Genomic DNA, 14,910 nt, shown 5'->3' with positions numbered 1-14,910 from the left:
GCGTCCCTAGGAGCTATTTCCCAGGAACGACTAACCAGTGGCTACTTCTTAGTCCACAGGTATTCCTTAATAGTGTGCTCCTTGCGCAGCCCCTTGTCCTCAAACTTCGTGAGCAGCTGGCGGTCCACCAACTGGTTGAGGTGGCCGCGGCCATCGTCCGCCCCGCTGGCGAGCTCCTCGGGCCAGCCCAGGTATTCGAGCTGTGGCTCTGCGTTCACGAGCTCGTCGATCCACTCGGCGTAGTCCGCGTGGTCGGTGGCGACATGCAGAATGCCACCCGGGCGCAGCCGGCTGGCGATGAGGTGCAACGTGCCGGTCTGGACGATGCGGCGCTTGTGATGGCGGGCCTTGGGCCACGGGTCCGGGAAGAAGATACGCACCCCGGCCAGGGACTCGGGCCGGAACATGCGCTGCAGCACCTCCACGCCGTCGCCCTTGATCATGCGGATGTTCTCGATCCCCTCGCGGCTCACCGCGCCGACGAGCTTGGCCAGGCCGGGGCGGTAGAGCTCGACGGCGACGATGTTCTTATCGGTCTCCAGCGGGGCCATCGCCGCGGTGGAAGTGCCGGTTCCTGAGCCGATCTCCACGATCGTGTCCGCATGCCGGCCGAACCAGTCATCCAGGTCGATGTACTGCTCGTTGACCTGCTCGTCGAGCTCCTTGCCCAGGCGCGGCCAGTTGGCTTCCCAGGTGGCCTCCTGGTTATCGGTGAGCGTGCCGCGGCGGAAGGCGAAGCTGGATAGCCGCGGGTAGTCGCGGCCGTCGTTAAACACGGTTTGAAGTGGGCGCCTGCCGGTGCCACCGGTGACTTCCGGAGCCGGTGCGGAGTTTTCTTCCGAAAGGGCTTGCTGCTGGTCGTCCTGTGGGGAATTATTGGAGCTAGTCATCGTCATCATTCTTGCAGATGGACTGGTTTTCCGGGAGTTTCGGCGTGGGGTATGCCGCCCGGGGTCTAAGGCGATGGGGGCAAGCCCGGGGAGAGCCCCCGGGGAAATGGGGGAAAGATGAAGACTATTGCCGTGATCGGCCCGGACGAGGCCGAGGCGAAGAAGCTTGCGGAGCAGCTCACCGGGGTGCGCGCGGTGCCTGGTGCGGGGCCGGGGAAGGACATCGACGGGGTCGTCGCCGTCGCGGGGGAGCCCACCGTGGAGGCCGTGGAGATCGTCCAGGCCGTTGCCCGGAACATCGGTGTGGTTGCGGTGCTCAGCGACCACCGCTGGCCCAACATCCCGGGGGTTCATGTTCTTGGTTCCCGGGACGTCGCCGGCCTGCAGCGGTTGATTGACCGGCTCTACGTGGACACCAAGCAGTGGGAGATGGCGGCGCGCCGGGCGGATCAGGAGCGCCTCGAGCAGGCTCGCGTGGCGATCCGGTTGCGGATGCAGCGCTTCATCCGGGAGGGGTGTTCCGCCGCCGACCTGGGGGAACCCGGCTCGGGCGGCCGGGAGCTGGTGCACCGCCGCTTCCTGGCGGAGCTGCGGGTCGCGGTGCTGAGCCAGGGGATCTTGTGCCCGCCTGTAGATGCCGCGGTTCCGCCGGCCGCCAAGCCGGTGGAAGTGCCCGGCCGTGCCGCGCAGCTAGCCACCCTGGCAGCCGGGGTGCTGGGCGCGGTGGGTCTGCTCTTCGCGGTGGGGCGGCTGGCTGGCTACCCATGGCTGGGCCTCAGCCTGGGGCTGCTCGCGGCGGTCGCGCTTGGCTGGTTTCGGCTCAGCGCGCAGCAGCGGGCTATCGACCAGGCGCAACGGGAGGCGGACTTCCGCATGCTCCAGGAGGCCTGGGGTGCACAAGTCACAGAGACGATCACCCGCATGAACGTCCCGCGGGTGGCTGAGCAGCTGGCGCTGCGAACGGGGGTATAAAACATGGATTTCCTGGGCGATATCTTTTCCCATCTGCCGGCGGAACCGGGGGCGGCAGGAGCGCAAGATTTGGTCTTCTCCTTCGGTGGCTCGGAGTACGCCATTCCCAACCCGCAGGGTCTCGAATCCGCGACCTTCACCGGTGAGGATGGGGTCACCACCGTCTCTGACTTGGATGGGGATGGGCACGTGGACTACGTCAGCAACGTCTCCTACGACGGCAAGTGGACGGCATGGCGTCCTGATGGGGTGGCGGAAGCAGCGGAAACCGGGCAAGAAATGGGTGAGCTTGTGGAGGGGGTGGCCGAAACCACCCCCAATGAGGTGAGCAAAACTTGGGATGCTGGCCGATGGGAGTGTGTGGACCGGGGGGAGTGGGGCTAGTGTGGGGGTGAAGAAAAACTCTGCGCAGCAGCACTCATCGGTACGAATGAGCACCTCAGCGCCCGCGACGCGATTCTGTGCATCGGGGCATGGGGCGAAGGCTCGGCTGGAGTAGCCCACACAAAGGTGGGCAATTCCGGTTGATCCGTGAGTCTGGTCCCCACATCCACGCTCAGAACCGATAGTGTTGAGCCAGAGAATTAGCCGAGCGTAAGGAAAATATTCGATGACCATCCGAGGGCTTGTCGGCGAGGCACCCACCAAGAACCAGGAGCTGCTGGACTGGATCGAAGAATCCGTAGAGCTGTTCCAGCCGGACTCCGTCGTATTTTGTGACGGCTCCGACGAGGAGTGGAACCGGCTAGCCGAGCAGCTGGTTGAGGGAGGAACCCTCATCAAGCTGGACGAGGAGGCACAGCCGAATAGCTTCCTCGCGCGCTCCAACCCGGCCGACGTGGCTCGCGTTGAGTCCCGCACCTTCATCTGCTCCGAGAAGGAGGAGGACGCCGGCCCGACCAATAACTGGGTCGAGCCCGAGAAGATGCGTGAGGAGATGCGTCAGCACTTCTCCGGCTCCATGCGCGGCCGCACGATGTACGTCGTCCCGTTCTGTATGGGCCCGATCTCTGACCCGGAGCCGAAGCTGGGCATCGAGCTCACCGACTCCGCATACGTCGTGATGTCCATGCGCATCATGACTCGCATGGGCGCAGAGGCCCTGGCGAAGATTGACGAGACCGGTCAGTTTGTCAAGGGCTGGCACACCGTCGGCGCTCCGCTGGAGCCGGGCGAGCAGGACGTCCCGTGGCCGTGCAATGACACGAAGTACATCACCCACTTCCCGGAGGACCGTGAGATCTGGTCCTACGGCTCCGGCTACGGTGGCAACGCCATCCTGGCTAAGAAGTGCTACGCCCTGCGCATCGCGACCGTCATGGCCCGCGACGAGGGCTGGATGGCCGAGCACATGCTGATCCTGAAGCTGATCAGCCCGGAGGACAAGGCGTACTACATCTGTGCTGCCTTCCCGTCCGCCTGCGGTAAGACCAACCTGGCGATGCTGCAGCCGACGATCCCGGGCTGGCGCGCGGAGGTCGTCGGTGACGACATCGCGTGGCTGCGCTTCGGCGAGGACGGCCGCCTGTACGCCGTGAACCCGGAGAACGGCTTCTTCGGTGTGGCACCAGGCACCAACTACGCCTCCAACCCGGTCGCAATGAAGACCATGGAGCCGGGCAACACCCTGTACACCAACGTCGGCCTGACCGACGACAAGAACGTCTGGTGGGAGGGCCTGGAGAACAAGCCGGAGCACCTCATCGACTGGCTGGGCAACGAGTGGACCCCGGAGTCCGAGGACAAGGCTGCCCACCCGAACTCCCGCTACTGCTCGCCGATCTCCCAGTGCCCGACCGCGGCACCGGAGTACGACGATCACCGCGGCGTCCCGGTCTCCGCGATCCTGTTCGGTGGCCGCCGCGCGGACACCGTCCCGCTGGTGACCCAGGCCCGCGACTGGAACCACGCCACCTTCATCGGTGCGACGATGGCTTCCGGTCAGACCGCCGCTGCCGCCGAGGCAGCCGTGGGCTCCCTGCGCCACGACCCGATGGCGATGCTGCCCTTCATCGGCTACAACGCCGGTGACTACCTGCAGCACTGGATCAACATGGGCGAAAAGGGCGGCGACAAGATGCCAGAGGTCTTCCTGGTCAACTGGTTCCGCCGCGGCGAGGATGGCCGCTTCCTGTGGCCGGGCTTCGGCGAGAACTCCCGCGTCCTGAAGTGGATCGTTGACCGCATCGAGGGGCGCGTCGAGGCCGACGAGACCGTGGTTGGCTACACCGCTCGCTACGAGGACCTCGACACCGAGGGCCTCTCCGAGCCGGAGGAGGACATCCGCGAGGCACTGAGCGTCCACCCGGAGGAGTGGGACCGCGACGTAGCCTCCAACGAGGAGTGGCTGAAGTTCCTTGGTCCGAAGGTTCCGGCCGAGGTTTGGGAGCAGCACGAGGCGCTGAAGCAGCGCATCGAGGCTGCCAAGTAAGCACTTAACGCTTTCGCAGACGGCCCCCGCCCGCTGGGTGGGGGCCGTTTTCGCGCATTAAGAGGCTCGCAGCGGGTGGGGTGGTGGCGTTCTCGGCGGACCTCCGCGGGGCTCGTTTGCCTGCGAGGTGCTCGGCTACCTACGCGCCGAAGGGGCGGCCCAGCACGCGCACCCGTAGAAAGAGCAACACCCCGGCGCCACCATCGCGGTGGAGCCGGGGTGAGTGCTTAACAGCGGTGTATTAGCCGATCGCGTTGTGCTCCCAGGCGGACAGGCCGGCGGTGGCGCCGGTGCCCGTGGCGATCACGATCTGCTTGTATGGCACGGTGGCGCAGTCGCCAGCGCCGTAGACGCCCGGCACGTTGGTCTTGCCCTTGGCGTCGATGACGATCTCGCCCATCTGGTTCAGCTCCACGCCGGAGCCGTCCAGCCACTTGGTGTTCGGCAGCAGGCCGATCTGGATGAACAGGCCGGACAGCTCGAGGGTCTTCTCTTCGCCGGTGGTCCGGTCCTCGTACTTCAGGCCGGTGACCTCCTTGCCGTTGCCGATGATCTCCTTCGTCGCGGCGGAGGTGACGATGTCGACGTTCTTCAGGCTGCGCAGGGTGTCCATGAGGACGTCGTCGGCGCGGCAGGTATCTGCGAACTCCAGGACGGTGAGGTGGTTGACCACGCCAGCCAGGTCGATGGCAGCCTCGATGCCGGAGTTACCGCCACCGATGACGGCGATGTCCTTGCCCTTGAACAGCGGGCCGTCGCAGTGCGGGCAGAAGGAGACACCCTTGTTGCGGTACTCGTCCTCACCCGGCACGCCCATCAGGCGCCAGTTCGCACCCGTGGCGACGATGACCTCGCGCGCCTTGAGGGAGGCGTTCTCGCCGAAGTGGACGGTGCTGAGCTCGCCGTCCTTGCCCGGGGTCAGGCCGGTTGCGGACTGCGCCTTGATGACGTCGATGTCGTAGTCGTTGACGTGCACCTCGAGGTTCGCGGCGAAGGTCGGGCCTTCGGTCTTCGGGACGGAGCTGTAGTTCTCGATGGACTGGGTGTCCAGCACCTGGCCGCCGAAGCGTTCACCGACGAGGCCCACGCGCAGGCCCTTACGTGCGACGTAGATCGCGGCGGTTGCGCCAGCCGGGCCCTGACCGACCACGAGGACGTCGTAGGGCTCCTTCTCGTTGAGCTTCGCGGCCTCACGCTCGGCGTGGCCGTCGTCGAGGCGGGCGACGAAGTCCTGGATGTCCATGCGGCCGGAGGCGAACTCCTCGCCGTTGAGGTAGACCGTCGGGACGGCCTGGATGCCCTTCTCGTTGACCTCGTCCTGGAAGAGGGAGCCCTCCACCGCGGTGTGCTTGATCCGCGGGTTAATGACGGACATCGCGTTCAGCGCCTGCACCACGGTCGGGCAGTTCTGGCAGGTCAGGGACATGTAGGTGGTGAACTCGAAGTCCCCGTCCAGGGCCGCGACCTGGTCGATGAGGTCCTGCTCTTCCTTGATCGGGTTGCCGCCGACCTGCAGGAGTGCGAGCACCAGGGAGCTGAACTCGTGGCCCATCGGGATGCCCGCGAAGGTCACGCCGACGTCGCTGCCTGCACGCTGAATGGTGAAGGAAGGTTTACGCTCGTGGAGCTCGTCGTCCTGGCGGGCGGTGATGTTATCGGAAAGTGCCGCGATGTCCTCGAGCAGCTGCTTGAGGTCTGCGGACTGGCTGCGGTCGTCGAGGGAGTAAACGAGTTCGACCTTCTCGGTGATGCGGTCGACCAGCTGGCTGAGCTGGGCCTTCAGGTTGTCATCTAGGAGCTTTTTGGCCATGGTTAGCTGCCTCCTTCAAGGCGTGTGTGTAGTGCGGGGCCGGTATAGGCGGTGATTTATGAGGGTTTTATGGGATGCCGCGAGGTGTGCGGCGAAAGATAAGGGAAAGGGCGGGCGGGCAGACTGCCCGCCCGCCCTTAGCATTTGCGGCTGCGAGCATGCGCCGCTTAAAAGATCTGGAAGCTAAAGGCTAGATCTTGCCAACCAGGTCGATGCCCGGGGTCAGGGTGTCCTCGCCCTCTTCCCACTTCGCCGGGCAGACCTCGCCTGGGTGCTCAGCGACGTACTGGGCGGCCTTGATCTTGCGGACCAGCTCGGAAGCGTCGCGGCCGATGCCCTCGGCGGTCTGCTCGATGTACTGGATGATGCCCTGCGGGTCGACCAGGAAGGTCGCGCGGTCGGCCTGGCCGACACCCTCGCGCATGTTCTGGAAGTTGCGGGTCAGGTCGCCGTTGGAGTCGCCGATCATCGGGTACTGGACCTTGCCGACCTGGTCGGAGGACTCGTGCCAAGCCTTGTGCACGAAGTGGGAGTCGGTGGAGACACCGTAAACCTCAACGCCCATCTTCTGCAGCTCCTCGTAGTGGTCTGCGAGGTCGCCGAGCTCGGTCGGGCAGACGAAGGTGAAGTCGCCTGGGTAGAAGAAGAAGACGGACCACTTGCCGAGGACGTCGTCCTTGCTGACCTCGGAGAATTCACCATTGTGGAAAACCGGGTTCTTGAAATCCAGAATCTCAGTGTTGATCAGAGACATATGAACTTCCTTCCTGCATTGTCGTTTGAATAGTCTGCCCTGTGGTGACCGGGCGCGCAGTCCGGTGATGGCCTGCGGAATTCCCGGGGTGGGCATTCACTATTTAAGGGTACCTAGCTGCGGCGGGCTTCGCTGCCGTAGCTTCTGCTCATTAATATAGCAGAACCTTTTAATAAAGCAAGTCCCAATAGGCGGGGGTTATCAAAGGTGCTTCGCTGTCGGTTTTGCGGGCGCTGGTTTGCTGTCGAACTCGCGGATGGCTGGTTCGCTGTAGATTTTGCGAGCGGTTAGGCTGCCGTGCCGCGGGAACGCCGTGAGCGTTTTGCGGAGTTTGATGCCTGGCGCCCGAGCGCCGTGAGTGTTTTGCAGAGCTCGATGCCGGAAATTGACGGAAAAGCGACATCAAACTCTGCAAAACGCAAAAAGGGGGAAGGGGGGAGCGGGAGGGTGGGGCGGGGGCGGGATTGTAGACTGTGTGGTCTTGCTGCTTGCGCGCGCAGTTAAGCGCTCCTAGCTGTGTAGATGGGGCGCTTGGTGCGGAAAGTAGACCGAGCGGTATGTTTTGACCTTTACAAACTTCCGGTGGGGTACTAATGTTCTCGGCCATACATAGACAGATCGGTTCATTACTGACAGAAAAGAGAGACACATGATCATCACCGGCCTCGCGCTCGGCGTGGTACTCGGATGGGTTATGCAACGCGGCAGGTTCTGCGTCACCGGCATGATCCGCGATATCTTCCTCAATAAGACGTGGCGCGGTTTCACCGCCCTCCTTATCGTCATCGCCGTCCATGCTGTGGGTCTGGCGGCGTTGACCACCGCCGGGGTCATCACCCCGGATTACAAGGAATTTGCCCCGCTGGCCGTGACTCTTGGCGGCCTGCTCTTCGGCGCGGGCATCGTGCTGGCCGGCGGCTGCGCCTCCGGTACCTGGTATCGTTCCGCAGAGGGGCTCATTGGGTCCTGGCTGGCGCTGATCTTTTACGCAGGTAGCGCCGCCGCGATGAAGGGTGGCGCGCTGAACTCCCTCAACGAGGGGCTGCGCAGCTGGACCCTGCCGCTTACCACCATTAACGCTTCCCTGGGCATCTCCGTCTGGTGGCTGGTGATTCCATTCGCCATCGGTGTGGCCTTCCTGACCCGCCACTTCCTCGCCGAAGAGGCAGCCGCCCCGAAGATGGCCACCTTGAAGCCGAAGAAGACCGGCCTGGCGCACATCCTCGCGGAGAAGCCCTGGCACTTCTACCCAACGGCAGCCATCATCGGTGTTCTCGGCGTGATCGCCTGGCCGCTCTCCGCAGCTACCGGCCGTAACGACGGCCTCGGCATCACCAGCCCGTCCTCCAACCTCTCCAAGTTCCTCATTAGCGGTGAGGACACCGTGGATTGGGGTGTGCTGCTGGTTCTCGGCCTGCTGGTCGGTGCGTTCTTCGCTGCCAAGGCCTCCGGCGAGTTCCGCCTGCGCCTGCCGTCCGCTACCCAGGCTGTGCGCTCCGTTTTCGGCGGCATTCTGATGGGTGTCGGCGCCTCTGCCGCCGGTGGCTGCACCGTCGGCAATGGCATGGTTCAGACCTCCCTGTTCAGCTACCAGGGCTGGGTTGCGCTGCTGTTCATCTCCATCGGCATCTGGGGCGCCGCCAAGCTGTGGCTCAAGCCCACCGACGCCGTCCCGGGCCAGAGCGCACAGCCGAAGCAGGACGCCCCGAAGGTTGACATCGCACCGACCGTCGCCGCTCCGGCGGCGCAGTCCGCGGAGGCTGGCGACTTGCAGGCCGCCGGCGCACAGTATGGCTTCCAGACCACCGGCGTAGCCCTCCTGGAGCGTCCGCAGGTTGCGACGGCCGCCGGGTCGACGTCCGAAAACACCGGCACCACGACGGGGCTGGAGCTGGTCGGGGACCGTACCTACAAGCTGGACTCCCTCGGCGCCGTGTGCCCCTTCCCGCTGATCGATGCCAAGGCTGCCATCGCGCAGCTGGAGGTCGGCGACTCCCTGCAGATCGACTTCGACTGCACCCAGGCCACCGACGCCATCCCGCGCTGGGCGGCCACTGACGGCCACGAGGTGACGAACTTCGAGCAGACCGACGACGCCGGCTGGACGATCACCGTCAAGAAGGGTGAATAATCCGCTAACGGCAGTGAAAAACTAAGTTAAAACCCCAGGGGTGGGTGGCTGTTGCTTGCTAACTTTGGAAACCAAAGTAAGGGAAGGAAGCAGCCTCATGCGAGCGAGATACGAGCACGCGACTCCAGGGGGAGCCGGCATGGCCCCCGCAGGAACAACCCGCCCCGAGCACAACTCTTGCCGTGCTAGCCGGGCACGCAGCAGCGTAAAACAACGCAGCGCGATGGTTTTCGCCATCGCGCTGTTGCTGTCTCTAGCCGGGATCGTCGTCCCCTTCGGGAAGCCGCAAGCCACGGCGGAGGCCAAGGACATCCCGCCGACCATGCTGATCCTCGACGCCTCCGGCTCAATGATGGCCCGCGACGCGGGCGGCCAGACCCGCCTGGACGCCGCAAAGGAAGCCTCCAAGAAATTTCTCCCGCTCCGTTTCCGAGGACTCCGAACTGGGCTTCATGGTCTACGGCACCAAGGTTGGCAACTCCCCGGAGGAGCGGGAGGCCGGCTGTAAAGACGTCACCACCTTGCTGCCCGTGGGCAAGGGCAACGCGGGCAAGATCCCGGGCGAAGTGGACAAAGTTAACGCCTCTGGCCACACGCCCATGGGTCCGGCCCTGAAGCAGGCCGCGAAGGAGCTGCCTAACGAGGGTGAGCGCTCCATCGTGTTGGTCTCCGACGGCGAGGACACCTGCGCCCCGCCGCCGGTCTGCGACGTCGCCAAGGACCTGCACAAACAGGGCATCGACCTGACCATCAATACCGTCGGCTTCCTGGTCGACCCGGCCGCCCGCAAGGAGCTGCAGTGCATCGCCGAGGCTGGCGGGGGTGAGTACCTGGATGCCAAGGACGCCGAGTCCCTCGCCGAGTCCATGAAGGTTCTGGCGACCCGCACCGCCCAGACCGCGGAGTCCAACGCCCCGGAAATTAAGGGTGGGGACGACGAGGCCTCGGCCGCCGAGGTGCCGGAGGACGTCGAGCTCTTCTCCACCCCGCTGCGTGAGAAGTCTGGTGGCGCGAAGGGCGACGAGGACGGCGCCGAGTACTTCAGTACCCCCATCGCGGAGGGGGAGCGGCTCGCCATCAGCGTGGCCACGATGCCGCCGCCGTCCCAGGGCAGCGAGCTCGGCGTCAGCAAGAACTTCGCGGTGAAGGTCGACGTCGACGAGGCTCAGTGCTACCTCGATAGCGACAATGCCACCGGAATCATCGACTCCAACGGGCCGTTCTTCGCCTCCTGGACCACGAAGCAGGCAGGCGAGGACTGCCCCGCCGGCGACTTCCGCTTCAAGGTGGTGCGAACCAGCGGCCCGTATAAGGGTAAAGAGATCCCGGCCGAGGTCACCATCAAGCGCCTGCAAAATGAGGACCTCTCGGACGTTCCCGAGCTCTTCGCGGAGGATGAGGCGGATGACCGCAAGGAGCCGAGCGCTGCCGGTAATCCCCGCAAAGCGACCCCAGGCGCATGGTTCGACGAGGCCACCGAGCTCGCCGCGGACGCCAAGGAGACCGTCACCGCGGACATCGTCCCAGGCGAGGCCCACGTCTACAAGATCAAGACCGACTACGGCCAGCAGCTACGCGGCGGAATCAAGGTGACCAGCGAGCCACCGAAGGATCACTACGCAGAGATCAAGCAGCTGGACATCAACGTCCTGAACTCCGCCCGCCAGAAGGCAGCGAACCCGGAGAGCGTTCCCGTCAACGAGGGCGATTCCAAGGCCTTCGGTTACCCCGCCCGCCTGAACTACCGCAACATGGTGGGCGACGGGAAGGAACAACCGAGCGACATCGGTGCCCGGAAGGCCTGGCTAGATGGTGAGCAGTACATCGTCATCTACCTGAATAAGAGCCTGAACGCCGGCGATAACCACGACATCAGCAAGGAGAAGAACGCCACCGCCACCTACGAACTCACCACCGAGCTGGTGGGGGGAGAAGATCCCCGGCCCGAGCTTCGAGAAGGTTTCCAATGACACGGAGATCGAGGAGAGCGAGGAAGCCGAGGAACCGAAGGAGACCGAGCAGGCCGCCGCTGAGGAGAGCAACTCCATCAACTGGTTCCTGATCGGTGCGGGCGTACTCGTGGTGCTCGCCGTGGCCCTGGTGGCCCTAACCCGCCGCGGGCGCTAGAACTCAACCGGAGCCAGCTCAAGCGGCGCCAAGAACAACGAAGCCCCGGCCCTGCCACTGAATCTTTCACAGTGGCAGGGCCGGGGCTTTAGCTGTGGATAGGGGGCGCGGGAAGCTCCTTGCGAGCTCCCCGCACGCACCCGCTAGCTCTTCAGGGAGTCCAGCGGGGTGAAGCGCTCGCCGTACTTCGCGGCCAGCTCCTCGGCGCGGGCGACGAAGCCAGCCACGCCGGTGGTCGGGTAGTCCCCGCCATCCACATCAGCCTTCTTGCCCTCCGGCAGCGCAGCGGCGGCCGGGCGAGCGTAGTTTTTGATGTACTGGCGGGTACCGCCGGTCCAGGCCGGGAAGCCGATGCCCATGATGGAGCCGATGTTGGCGTCCGCATCGGACATCAGCACGCCCTCGTCGATGCACTTCTGGGTCTCCAGAGCCTCGGCGAAGAGCATGCGCTCCACCAGGTCGACCAGAACTGGACCCTCGGTGGAGATGGACTCCAGACCGTGGCCCTCGGTTGCGGACTCGGCGTCCGGGACGGTGACGGACCCGCCGCCCAGCTCGTCCCACAGGCCGCGCCACAGACCGGTGCGGCGACCTTCTTCGTTGTACTCGTAGAAGCCCTTGCCCTCGAGCTTGCCCGGGCGGTCGTAGACGTCCAGCATCTTGTCCACGATCTCGGTGACGCCACCGTCGTCGATGGAGATGCCGGCAGCTTCCTGCGCAGCCTTGGTCTCGGCGCCGATCTTGCGGGCCAGCTTCAGGTTCAGCTCATCCTGCAGCTGCAGCGGCGGTGCCGGGTAGCCGGCCTGGCGGCCAGCTGCCTCGATGACGGCCGGGTCGATGCCCTCGGCCAGCATGCGCATCGCCTCGTTGAGGAAGAAGCTGATGACGCGGGAGGTGTAGAAGCCGCGGGAGTCGTTGACGACGATCGGGGTCTTGCGAATCTGGCCGGTGAAGTCCAGAGCCGCAGCCAAGGTCTCGTCGGAGGTCTCCTCGCCCTTGATGATCTCCACCAGCGGCATCTTGTCGACCGGGGAGAAGAAGTGGATACCAATGAAGTCCTTCGGGCGCTTCACGCCGGTAGCCAGCTCGGTGATCGGCAGGGTGGAGGTGTTGGAACCCAGGACGCAGTCCTCCGGCACCGCTGCCTCGATCTCTGCCCAGACCTTGTGCTTGAGCTCGGTGTTCTCGAAGACTGCCTCGATGACGATGTCGCAGTCGGAGAGGTCGGAGTAGTCCACGGACGGGGTGATCCGGTCCAGCAGGGCCTTGGACTTCTCCTCGGTGGTCTTGCCGCGCTTCAGCGCCTTGGCCTCCAGGCCCTCGGAGTAGGCCTTGCCCTTCTCCGCTGCCTCCAGCTTGATGTCCTTGAGGACGACCTCCATGCCGGCCTTCGCGGCGACGTAGGCGATGGCAGCACCCATCATGCCGGCGCCGACCATGCCCAGCTTCTTGAACTGCTTACGCGGCACGTCCTTCGGGCGGGAGCCACCGCCGTTGCAGTACTGCAGGTCGAAGAAGAAGGCCTGCATCATGTTCTTCGAGGTGGAGCCGGTGACGAGCTCGACGAAGTAGCGGGTCTCGACGCGGGTGGCTTCCTCGATGTTCTTCAGCTGCAGGCCCTCGACGGCTGCGGCGAGGATCGCCTTCGGCGCCGGCATCGGCGCGCCCTTGATCTGCTTGGTGACGTTGGCCGGGAAGGAGGGCAGGAAGGCGGCCAGCTTCGGGTTGGTCGGGGTGCCGCCCGGGACCTTGTAGCCCTCGGTGTCCCACGGCTGCTTCGCATCCGGGTTTTCCTTGACCCACTTCTTCGCGGCGTCGAGCAGCTGGTCGGCCGGAACGACCTCGTCGATCAGGCCGGTCTTCAGCGCGTCCTCGGCGCGGAACTGGCGGCCGGTGGTCAGGACCTTCATCAGCGCGTCCTGCAGGCCCAGCATGCGGGTCACACGGGTCACGCCGCCGCCACCCGGCAGCAGGCCGAGGGTGACCTCAGGCAGGCCGACCTTCAGTCCCTTGGCGTCGGAGGCCACGCGGTGGTGGGTCGCCAGTGCCAGCTCGAGGCCGCCGCCCAGGGCGGTGCCGTTGATAGCTGCTGCGACGGGCACACCCAGGGTCTCCAGGGCGCGCAGGTCGGCCTTCATCTGGTCGATCTGCTGGGTCAGCTCGGCGGCATCCGCCGGGGTGGCCTGGATCATGGCCTTGATGTCGCCGCCGGCGAAGAAGGTCTTCTTCGCGGAGGCGATCACAACACCCTTGACCTCGCCGGCCTCGACGGCCTCCTTGACCTTCGCCACGGTGGCGGTGAGGTCGTTCTGGAAGGTGGCGTTCATGGTGTTGACCGGAGCGTTCGGGTCATCCATCGTCAGGGTGAGGATGCCATCGGCGTCGACATCCCACGCGAACATGTTGTTGCTCATTGATTCTCCTGTATTCGAATCTTGCAGTGAGGCAGTGCTCTTAAGCGCTGAATGACTTCAGTGCTTACAGCGACTGCAGTGCTTGAACTGTCGGGTGTCGATCGCTTAGACGCGCTCGATGATGGTGGCCACGCCCATGCCGGCTGCGACGCACAGGGTGATCAGTGCGTAGCGGCCGCCGGTGCGGTGCAGCTCGTCGACCGCGTTACCGGTGATGATCGCGCCGGTCGCGCCCAGCGGGTGACCCATGGCGATGGCGCCGCCGCTGATGTTGAGCTTCTCATCCGGGATGTTCAGCTCGCGCTGCGCACGCAGGACGACGGAGGAGAACGCCTCGTTGATCTCCCAGACGTCGATGTCCTCCGGCTTCAGGCCCGCCTTGGCCAGCGCGGCGCGGGAGGCCGGTGCCGGTGCGGTGAGCATGATGGTCGGCTCCACGCCGGTGGTGGCGACGGAGACGACGCGGGCGCGCGGCTCGAGGTCCATCTCCTGGCCTGCCTTCTCGGAACCGATAGCCAGCAGGGCTGCGCCGTCGACGATGCCGGAGGAGTTACCAGCGTGGTGCAGGTGGTTGATGCGCTCGAGCTGCGGGTACTTGGTCTGCGCGACAGCGTCGAAGCCGCCCTGGTCGCCGATCATGGCGAAGGCCGGACGCAGCCCGGAGAGGGACTCCACGGTCGTGCCCTGACGGATGGTCTCGTCGCGGTCCAGCAGTACCTGGCCGTTCTGGTCCTTGACCGGGACGACGGTGCGGTCGAAGCGGCCTTCCTCCCAGGCCTTGGCTGCACGCTCGTGGGAGCGGGCGGCAAAGGCGTCGAGGTCCTCGCGGGTCATCCCGTCGAGGCTGGCGATGATGTCCGCGGAGATGCCCTGCGGGATGAAGTCGTTGTAGAAGTTGGACTCCGGGTCGAGGGCGAGGGCGCCGCCGTCGGAGCCCATCGGCACGCGGGACATGGACTCCACGCCACCGGCGAAGACGAGCTCGTCCCAGCCGGAGCGCACCTTCTGTGCGGCGAGGTTGAGGGCGGTTAGGCCGGATGCGCAGTAGCGGTTGACCTGTAGGCCGGTCGCGGAGTACGGCAGGCCGGCGTTGAGAGCGGCGGTGCGGGCGATATCCATGCCCTGGTCGCCGACGGGGGTCACGCAGCCAGCGATGACGTCGTTGATGCGCGCCGGGTCCAGGCCCGGGTTGCGCTCCAAGATGGCCTCGATCAGTCCGCTGAGCAGGCTGACCGGCTTGACGGTGTGCAGGGATCCGCCGGGCTTACCCTTTCCGCGGGGTGTCCGGACGGCGTCGTAGATGAAGGCCTCAGGGGCGCCAGAGTTGCTCGTCATGACAGTCCTTTGGTTCCTATCGTTTGGGAAATGTGTCCTGCATCAC

At 65.2% G+C, this 14,910-nt stretch carries 11 protein-coding genes; 6 read left to right on the top strand and 5 right to left on the bottom strand.

Going from position 1 to position 14,910, the window contains the following annotated elements:
- Positions 1-41 precede the first annotated feature (41 nt).
- Positions 42-890 (bottom strand): tRNA (guanosine(46)-N7)-methyltransferase TrmB, encoded by an 849-nt coding sequence (gene trmB / locus Q1V78_RS04890; RefSeq protein ID WP_300612246.1) that lies wholly within the window; start codon positions 888-890, stop codon positions 42-44.
- 117 nt (positions 891-1,007) lie between these two features.
- Here trmB and Q1V78_RS04885 point away from each other — a divergent pair, with 117 nt between their 5' ends.
- The 3 genes from Q1V78_RS04885 to Q1V78_RS04875 all read left to right on the top strand — a co-directional run bounded on the left by Q1V78_RS04885 (position 1,008) and on the right by Q1V78_RS04875 (position 4,293).
- Positions 1,008-1,862, top strand: coding sequence for a hypothetical protein (locus Q1V78_RS04885; protein WP_300612244.1), 855 nt, complete (start codon positions 1,008-1,010; stop codon positions 1,860-1,862).
- Positions 1,863-1,865: 3 nt separating this feature from the next.
- Positions 1,866-2,246 carry a DUF6802 family protein gene (locus Q1V78_RS04880; RefSeq protein WP_300612242.1) on the top strand — a complete coding sequence of 127 codons (381 nt, stop codon included), beginning with the start codon at positions 1,866-1,868 and terminating at the stop codon, positions 2,244-2,246.
- 226 nt (positions 2,247-2,472) lie between these two features.
- On the top strand, positions 2,473-4,293 hold the full coding sequence (locus Q1V78_RS04875; protein ID WP_300612240.1) for a phosphoenolpyruvate carboxykinase (GTP): 1,821 nt from the start codon (positions 2,473-2,475) through the stop codon (positions 4,291-4,293).
- Between the two features lie 241 nt (positions 4,294-4,534).
- On the opposite strand, the gene ahpF is transcribed toward Q1V78_RS04875, so the two are convergent.
- Both ahpF and ahpC read right to left on the bottom strand, forming a co-directional pair.
- Entirely contained in the window at positions 4,535-6,103 is a 1,569-nt protein-coding gene (gene ahpF / locus Q1V78_RS04870) for an alkyl hydroperoxide reductase subunit F (protein ID WP_300612238.1), read from the bottom strand.
- 190 nt (positions 6,104-6,293) lie between these two features.
- Entirely contained in the window at positions 6,294-6,857 is a 564-nt protein-coding gene (ahpC, locus tag Q1V78_RS04865) for an alkyl hydroperoxide reductase subunit C (protein ID WP_300612236.1), read from the bottom strand.
- A gap of 649 nt (positions 6,858-7,506) precedes the next feature.
- Here ahpC and Q1V78_RS04860 point away from each other — a divergent pair.
- The 3 genes from Q1V78_RS04860 (at position 7,507) to Q1V78_RS04850 (ending at position 10,958) form a co-directional block, all read left to right on the top strand.
- On the top strand, positions 7,507-8,988 hold the full coding sequence (locus tag Q1V78_RS04860) for a YeeE/YedE thiosulfate transporter family protein (RefSeq protein ID WP_300612234.1): 1,482 nt from the start codon (positions 7,507-7,509) through the stop codon (positions 8,986-8,988).
- A 223-nt stretch (positions 8,989-9,211) separates the two neighbouring features.
- Complete coding sequence (locus Q1V78_RS04855; protein ID WP_300612232.1) at positions 9,212-9,496, top strand: hypothetical protein; 285 nt, start codon at positions 9,212-9,214, stop codon at positions 9,494-9,496.
- On the top strand, positions 9,441-10,958 hold the full coding sequence (locus Q1V78_RS04850) for a hypothetical protein (protein WP_300612230.1): 1,518 nt from the start codon (positions 9,441-9,443) through the stop codon (positions 10,956-10,958). The genes Q1V78_RS04855 and Q1V78_RS04850 overlap by 56 nt, the downstream gene beginning before the upstream one ends.
- A 300-nt stretch (positions 10,959-11,258) precedes the next feature.
- Here the strand turns inward: Q1V78_RS04850 and Q1V78_RS04845 are convergent, their stop codons facing one another.
- On the bottom strand, positions 11,259-13,529 hold the full coding sequence (locus Q1V78_RS04845) for a 3-hydroxyacyl-CoA dehydrogenase NAD-binding domain-containing protein (RefSeq protein WP_300612228.1): 2,271 nt from the start codon (positions 13,527-13,529) through the stop codon (positions 11,259-11,261).
- A 105-nt stretch (positions 13,530-13,634) separates the two neighbouring features.
- A complete protein-coding gene (locus tag Q1V78_RS04840) occupies positions 13,635-14,864 on the bottom strand; it encodes an acetyl-CoA C-acetyltransferase (protein WP_070758530.1) in 1,230 nt (409 codons plus the stop codon).
- Between the last annotated feature and the right edge of the window lie 46 nt (positions 14,865-14,910).

The organism is Corynebacterium sp., assembly GCF_030152825.1.
Lineage (GTDB): Bacteria > Actinomycetota > Actinomycetes > Mycobacteriales > Mycobacteriaceae > Corynebacterium.
The sequence above is the reverse complement of the archived record's forward strand: the minus strand, read 5'-3'. Positions and strand labels throughout refer to the sequence as shown.